The organism is Aeromonas fluvialis, assembly GCF_000819885.1.
GTDB classification, from domain to species: domain Bacteria; phylum Pseudomonadota; class Gammaproteobacteria; order Enterobacterales; family Aeromonadaceae; genus Aeromonas; species Aeromonas fluvialis.
The window spans coordinates 97,137-103,677 of record NZ_CDBO01000013.1 but is presented as its reverse complement, the minus strand read 5'-3'; the positions used below and the strand labels follow the sequence as shown (position 1 = coordinate 103,677).

General features: G+C 59.3%; 6 protein-coding genes. 5 read left to right on the top strand and 1 reads right to left on the bottom strand.

What is annotated here, in order from left to right; translation table 11 throughout:
- Positions 1-296: 296 nt before the first annotated feature.
- The gene (gene sbcB, locus BN1125_RS04040; protein ID WP_042010832.1) at positions 297-1,724 is read left to right on the top strand and encodes an exodeoxyribonuclease I; all 1,428 of its coding nucleotides are present in this window, start codon (positions 297-299) and stop codon (positions 1,722-1,724) included.
- Positions 1,725-1,879: 155 nt separating this feature from the next.
- Positions 1,880-2,380, top strand: a complete 501-nt coding sequence (locus BN1125_RS04035) for a hypothetical protein (protein WP_042010841.1) — start codon at positions 1,880-1,882, stop codon at positions 2,378-2,380.
- A 77-nt stretch (positions 2,381-2,457) separates the two neighbouring features.
- Here the strand turns inward: BN1125_RS04035 and BN1125_RS04030 are convergent, their stop codons facing one another.
- Positions 2,458-4,167 carry a glycoside hydrolase family 36 protein gene (locus tag BN1125_RS04030; RefSeq protein WP_042010830.1) on the bottom strand — a complete coding sequence of 570 codons (1,710 nt, stop codon included), beginning with the start codon at positions 4,165-4,167 and terminating at the stop codon, positions 2,458-2,460.
- 175 nt (positions 4,168-4,342) lie between these two features.
- Here BN1125_RS04030 and BN1125_RS04025 point away from each other — a divergent pair, with 175 nt between their 5' ends.
- The 3 genes from BN1125_RS04025 (at position 4,343) to cdd (ending at position 6,464) form a co-directional block, all read left to right on the top strand.
- Positions 4,343-4,699, top strand: coding sequence for a CidA/LrgA family protein (locus BN1125_RS04025; protein ID WP_042010828.1), 357 nt, complete (start codon positions 4,343-4,345; stop codon positions 4,697-4,699).
- On the top strand, positions 4,696-5,382 hold the full coding sequence (locus tag BN1125_RS04020; protein ID WP_042010826.1) for an LrgB family protein: 687 nt from the start codon (positions 4,696-4,698) through the stop codon (positions 5,380-5,382). Before BN1125_RS04025 ends, BN1125_RS04020 begins: the two co-directional genes overlap by 4 nt.
- Before the next feature lie 197 nt (positions 5,383-5,579).
- Entirely contained in the window at positions 5,580-6,464 is an 885-nt protein-coding gene (cdd, locus tag BN1125_RS04015) for a cytidine deaminase (protein ID WP_042010825.1), read from the top strand.
- Positions 6,465-6,541 lie beyond the last annotated feature (77 nt).

The window sequence follows — 6,541 nt, the reverse complement described above, 5'->3', positions numbered from 1 at the left end:
AATCATGGGTAATCAGGTACCCTTATGCCAAGCCCATCAACGTCAGTGACTTCGCTCTGACCCGAGTATGGTTTACCATTGACGCCTCGCAGCCAGCTGTCTGTAATTGCCATAGCTCACCCAATAAAATTTTGTACTAACAAAATACCATGTTTTGTACTTTGAGCTGTACTAATTGGACATTGAACATAGGCAGACAGACACAAACAGCAAAGAATTTATTGGGTGCTCAGATAAAGCTGAACACATCATTAAGTACCATATAATCAAAAGCTTAAGCGAAAAAACAAGAACACATGAGCACACCCAAGAACCAAACAACACAGCCAACATTCTATTTCCACGACTACGAGACCTTCGGCATCAGTCCGGCCAAGGACAGGCCCTCGCAGTTTGCCGGTATCCGTACCGATGCGGATTTCAACATCATTGGCGAGCCGCTGGTTATCTATTGCAAACCGCCGGCGGACTATCTGCCGGATCCCGAGGCGTGCCTCATTACCGGTATCACACCACAAAAGGCGATGAAGGATGGGCTGTGCGAAGCGGATTTCATTCGCCAGATCCACGAGCAGTTCGCCACCCCCAATACCTGTGTGCTGGGCTACAACAGCATCCGCTTCGATGACGAGGTGACCCGCTACACCCTCTATCGCAACTTCTATGACCCCTATGCCTACAGCTGGCAGAACGGCAACTCCCGCTGGGACATACTCGACATGCTGCGGGCCTGCTATGCCCTGCGGCCAGAGGGGATCGAGTGGGCGTTTGACGATGAGGGCAAGCCGAGTTTCCGGCTGGAGAAGCTGACGGTGGCCAACGGCGTGGCCCACGCCAACGCCCACGACGCGCTCTCGGACGTCCTGGCCACCATCGAGATGGCCAAGCTGGTGAAAAAGGCGCAACCCAAGCTGTTTGGTTACCTGTTTGACCTGCGTAACAAGAACAAGGTGAAGGCGCTGATTGATGTGGTGACCATGAAGCCGCTGGCGCACGTCTCCGGCATGTTCTCCCCCTGGCAGGGGTGCGTGAGCTGGGTCTCGCCGCTCGCCTGGCACCCCACCAACCAGAACGCGGTGATCATGGTCGATCTCACCCGTGACCCCACCCCGCTTATCGAGTTGTCGAGCGAGGAGATCCGCGAGCGCCTCTATACCAAGAAAGAAGATCTGGGGGATCTGGTGAGCATTCCGGTCAAGCTTGTACACATCAACAAGTGCCCGGTGCTGGCACCGGCCGCCACCCTGACGGCGGAGCGCGCCGACGAGCTCGGCATCAATAGGGAGCAGTGCCGCAAGAGCCTTGATCTGCTGCGCGCCCACCCCGAAGTACGGGAAAAACTGGTGGAGGTGTTCAATCAGGAGTTCGCCGGCAGCAATGACAGCGACCCCGATACCCAGCTCTACGCCGGATTCTTTGGCCACGGCGACAAGTCCACCATGGATCTGGTGCGTGCTACCCCGGCAGATCTGCTGGGTGAGCGGGAGTTCGCCTTTACCGACGCCCGGCTGCCGGAGATGCTGTTCCGCTACCGCGCCCGCAACTGGCCACACACCTTGAGCGAAGCGGAGCAGAAACGCTGGCGCCTGCACTGCAGCGACTACTTCAGCCGCCGTCTGCCGGACTATGTACCCCGTCTCGAGGCGCTGGCCGAGCAGAATCAGAGTAACGAACGGAACTTTGCCATCCTCAAGAGTCTCTATCGCTATCTGGAGGATTTATGAGTTGTGATTAGTTTCACAATAAATCTTTCCCGCCCATCCCTTTCTTCAGGTCATAATGGCGAAGGGGATTTTTCCAAAAACCTATATCTTGCAACATCCTGGACGGATGACTCCCAAGCAAGAGTTCTCTTTGGCCGAATGGAGGCCATTTGCTGATGTCTCGTCACCACGCACTGCTTGGATTACTGGCCCTGCTGCCACTGGCAGCCAACGCCGCCTACCGGTTCGATGTGCCGGACTATCTGGCTCGCCTGCCCGAGCGGACATATCGCATCGTCGAACAGAACTTCAACACGCTTTATCAGCAGACTGACTTCACCCCCCAGATCACCAACAGCTATTTCAACAGGTCCGAACTCTACAAGTTTGTCGGGGTGCCGCTGGCCATCAGCGCCCAATCCGGTTTTCAGCTGGAGGTATTTGGTCAGGTCTATAACCGCGCGTCCCAGGCTTATATGCACCTGAGCCAGGATATGTCTCTCTATCGGGTGATGCGGGTCGATCTGATGGGGAACCCCAATGATCAGCTGGCCATCGGTTTTGGTCTGGGCGTGCCCATCACCCCGTTGCTGACCCTCAAGGCGATCGCCTCCGACAACGACATCCCGGGCTATGGCTCAGCCAAATACGCCGTCGGTGTTGAATGGCGTTACTAAGCGCTGCGTGATAACCAGTGATAGAAAACAATGCAGGCTCCGTGATGGAGCCTGAATTGTGTGTGGCAGCAAAATGATCAGAAGTAGCGGATCACCCGGCCCTCGCCCCCTTGCAGGGTGACGGTGGTGCCGACAGCCTGCTCCAGCCAAAAGTCGCGTCCCCCTTCCGGCAGCAGAAACGCCTGTGGTTGCGCCTCCCAGTTGAACAGGCAGAGCAGCGAGTCCCCTTCGGGCAGATCCACTTCGCCGCAGGCAAAGTCCATCGACTCAAAACGCGCGGAGGGTGCCCGGGCCGCGCAGAGCTCCAGCAGCTTGCGCAGTTGCGCGGCCTGCTCAGCGTCGAGATCTTGCAGCCGATCCCCTGCCAGCATCATGCCGCCGCTTGCCACCAGCGCCGCCAGATGGAAGCGGTAATCCGCCTGGCTTGCCTGTTGGCTGGGTAGATCCCGCAGGCAGATGCAGTCGGGGTCGAGGGCCCAGAGCTTGTCGTTCTGCCAGGCGCGGCAGAAGGCCTCGCGGGCGATCTGGCGATAGCGGTGGCCGTTGCGCTCCACGTCATCGCTTACCCGCATCCCGTGCACCAAACCGAGGCTTGGCCAGATGGGGGCGTTGCAACCGAGCAGGAAACTGCCCTCCCCTGCACCACGCAGGATGGCCGCCATGCCGCGCCGATAGGCTTCAACCCGGGTGGCTGCCGGATCGTGGAAGCGCCCCCCGTGAATAGCACCCCAGAAGTTGGCATCTAGCTTGAAGTAGTGGATGCCCCACTGCTCGCGCAGGATACGAAACACCTGCTCAAGGTGCGCCTGCACCTCGGGGTGGGTTCCATCCAGCACATACCAGGGGGTGCAACGCCAGCCACCATAGGTCACCCGCTCAGAGGGGAGCGGCAGGCCATCATCCCCCTTCACGAACCAGTCGGGGTGATCCTGAAACACCTGCGAACCGGGTTCAGCGATAAAGGGGGCGACCCAGAGCGCCGGTTCGCAGCCAGCCTGTTTGATCTCGGCAGCCAGTGACGCCACCCCCTGCTCGAACTTGGCGGAGGGAGTGAGCCAGTCGCCCATCTTGGCCTGATAGCCGTCGTCGATCTGCACATAGCGCAAGGCCGGGAAGCGCTCGGCACGCACCTGCAGATTTTCGCGAATATCAGCGGCGCTCACCTCGGCGTAGTAGTGATACCAGGAGCACCAGCCGCTCGGGCGATCACTCACCTGGCCGATCAGCGATCCATGTTCGGCCTCGATCAGCCGTGCTAGTTCGGCCAGCAGATCTTCGCGCTCCGCCCCTTCAAGACAGATCAGCGCCTCGCTCTGCCAATGCCTGCCAGCCGCAAGCTCACGCCCTTCACAGTTCATCATGATCTGCAAGCGACCATCGGGGTAGAGACGAAACTCACCGCCAAAACGGTGGCAACTGGCAAAGGCGAGCAGCAGCCACCCCTTGCCATGCTCCACCAGCAGCAGATTGTGAATGGTGTGGTAGCCATTGTCATCGGTGATGCGATAGACGCTGGCATCGGGGCAACGGCCGACATGTTGCGGTGATTGCCAAGTGCCCATGGTCTGGGCCAGCATCTGGAATCCTTCGCCATAGATGGCGCTCTCCAGCGGCAGGCCAAGCTTGCCATCAAACAGCACCCAGCGGTCAATCGCAGCGGCAGCAGCACCGGTATTGTCGAGTCGCACCCGGCACAGGGGCCCTTCCCACTGACGGGTTTGCAGCAGGCGGGATGGCAATGCATTATCGTTCGCCAGCTGGCGAACGCGGGACAAGAGGGATGTCATGACTACTCCTTGTTGTTCGAAAAGGGTTCTATCAGACGATGTTCAAAAGATTGTTCAACAGATAATCTGCATACAAATCAGCTCCAAACGAACTGATTTCAGTTGTTATTGTTTTAATGCCGCGACCCGGCCTCTCTGGTAAACTGCATTTTTCTTCCCAGTCGATGAGGTTCACGTGATCGCGCAACGCGCCTTGCTGTACTTTCGTGACTTTATGGTCATCGTCGCCTGCCTGCTGGCAGGCAAAACCGTGGCAGCCATCCTGCCGTTTGCCTTCCCCGGCAGCATCATCGGTATGTTGCTGCTGTTCGTCCTGCTCTCGCTGCAACTGATCAAGCTGCACTGGGTCGAGCTGGGAGCAGGCCTGCTGCTGCGTCATATGGGCGTGCTGTTCGTGCCGGTAGCGGTCGGGCTGGTGGCCTGGCTTGAGCCCCTGCGCCAATCCATCGGCGTCATCATGCTCTGTATCGTGCTCGGGATCGTGCTGATCCTCGCCATCGTCGGTCGGCTCTACCAGAGGATGAACCAATGATCTTCTGGCTAGCCATTCCCCTCACGCTCGCGCTCTATTTCGCTACCCGCGCCCTCTATCGCCGACTGCCCTGGCCCATCATCAATCCGGTGCTGGTGCCGACCTCGGTGATCATCGGCCTGCTGCTCTGGTTTGATCTGCCCCTTGAGCAGTACGAGCACGGCAGCAGCCCCATTACCATGCTGCTGGAACCCGCCGTGGTGGCACTGGCGCTGCCGCTCTATCAGCAGGCGCGCCAGATTCAGGCCAAGCTCAAGCCCATCCTAATCTGTACCCTCACCTCCGTCTTGATCTCGGTGTGCACAACCCTGCTGATCGGTCACTTTATGGGCACAGATCCGGCACTGCTCGCCTCCCTTGCCACCAAATCCATCACTACCCCGCTCGCCATGAGCGTCAGCCAGTCCATCGGTGGCATTCCCGCCATCGCCGCAGCCGTGGTGGTGGTGGTGGGGATTGTCGGCGCACTGATCGGATACCCACTGCTCAAATTGCTCAACGTGACTGACCCGGAAGCACAAGGGCTCGCTATGGGGGCCTGTGCCCACGCCATCGGCACTGCCGCCTCAGCTGAACAGGGGATCACCCAGGGGGCTTTTTCATCCCTTGCCATGGTGGTGTGCGGGATCCTCACCGCTGCCGTCGTCCCGCTGCTGTTTGCCATCTATCACTGGCTGATCTGATCGTACTGTTGACCACAGATTGACCACCCCGAGGGGCCTGCCAGCCTCTCGGGATGCGACCTGCTGCACAATTTGCACAAGACAAACGTTTCCATTACCATCCCCCTCCGTTTGCCCGTCAGGGCGTGAGCCTGCTCACACATTTACCCGAGCTAGCTCCCTACAATGGCCCCCCAATTGGCCTTTGAGGACACACTATGCATCCCCGTTTTGCCAAGGCATTCGATACCCTCTCTGCCCCGCTCAAAGCAGCCGTGCAGCCCATGCTGGATAGTGCCGACTTCAACGCCCGCTTCACGCCGGAGCAAGTCGCCACCCTGAAAGCCGCCACTGGTCTCGATGATCGCGCCCTGCGCCTCGCCCTGTTACCGCTGGCTGCCGCCTGCTCGGTGGCGCCCATCTCGAAATTTTATGTCGGTGCCATCGCCTGTGGGCTGAGCGGTACCTGGTACTTAGGCGCCAACATGGAGTTTGCGGGACAAGGTCTGTTCCACTCGGTTCACGCCGAGCAGTCCGCCATCTCCAACGCCTGGTTGGGTGGCGAGACCGGGATCTCTGAAATCACCGTCAACTACACCCCCTGCGGCCACTGCCGTCAGTTTATGAACGAGCTGAGCACCGCCAAGATCCTGAAAGTCTCTCTGCCCGATGACCTGAGCGCCCTGCAATCCTTCCTGCCCCACTCATTCGGCCCGGCGGATCTCGACATCACAGATGCGCTGATGAGCCCGCAGGATCACGCCGAGCTTGAGCTTGAAAGCGAAGACCCCCTGTGGCAAGCCGCGCTGGCTGCCGCCCGTCAAAGCTATGCCCCCTACAGCCAGGGCTATGCCGCAGTGGCGCTGCAATTTGCCGATGGCCGCATCTTCTCTGGCCGTTACGCCGAGAACGCCGCCTTCAATCCCAGCCTGCCGCCGATGCAGATGGCCTGCGCCCATGCGGTGCTTAACGGCGAAGATCTCGCCACTATCCGCCGCGCTGTGTTGCTGGAGAACAAAAACGGCCAGATCAGCCAGCGTGATTCCGCCCAGTCCACCCTCAAGGCGCTGGGCTCGGTCAAGCTGGAGTATCAGGCGGTCTGACCCGGCTTTGCTTCGATAAACGAAAGCCCCCGCACCTTGGTGCGGGGGCTTTTTTGCTGGGCCATTTTACCGGGTGC

Bases quoted from the DNA above. Each gene is read 5' to 3' on its own strand.
- sbcB (WP_042010832.1), top strand. From the start codon at position 297: ATGAGCACACCCAAGAACCAAACAACACAGCCAACATTCTATTTCCAC.
- BN1125_RS04035 (WP_042010841.1), top strand. From the start codon at position 1,880: ATGTCTCGTCACCACGCACTGCTTGGATTACTGGCCCTGCTGCCACTG.
- BN1125_RS04030 (WP_042010830.1), bottom strand. From the start codon at position 4,167: ATGACATCCCTCTTGTCCCGCGTTCGCCAGCTGGCGAACGATAATGCA.
- BN1125_RS04020 (WP_042010826.1), top strand. From the start codon at position 4,696: ATGATCTTCTGGCTAGCCATTCCCCTCACGCTCGCGCTCTATTTCGCT.
- cdd (WP_042010825.1), top strand. From the start codon at position 5,580: ATGCATCCCCGTTTTGCCAAGGCATTCGATACCCTCTCTGCCCCGCTC.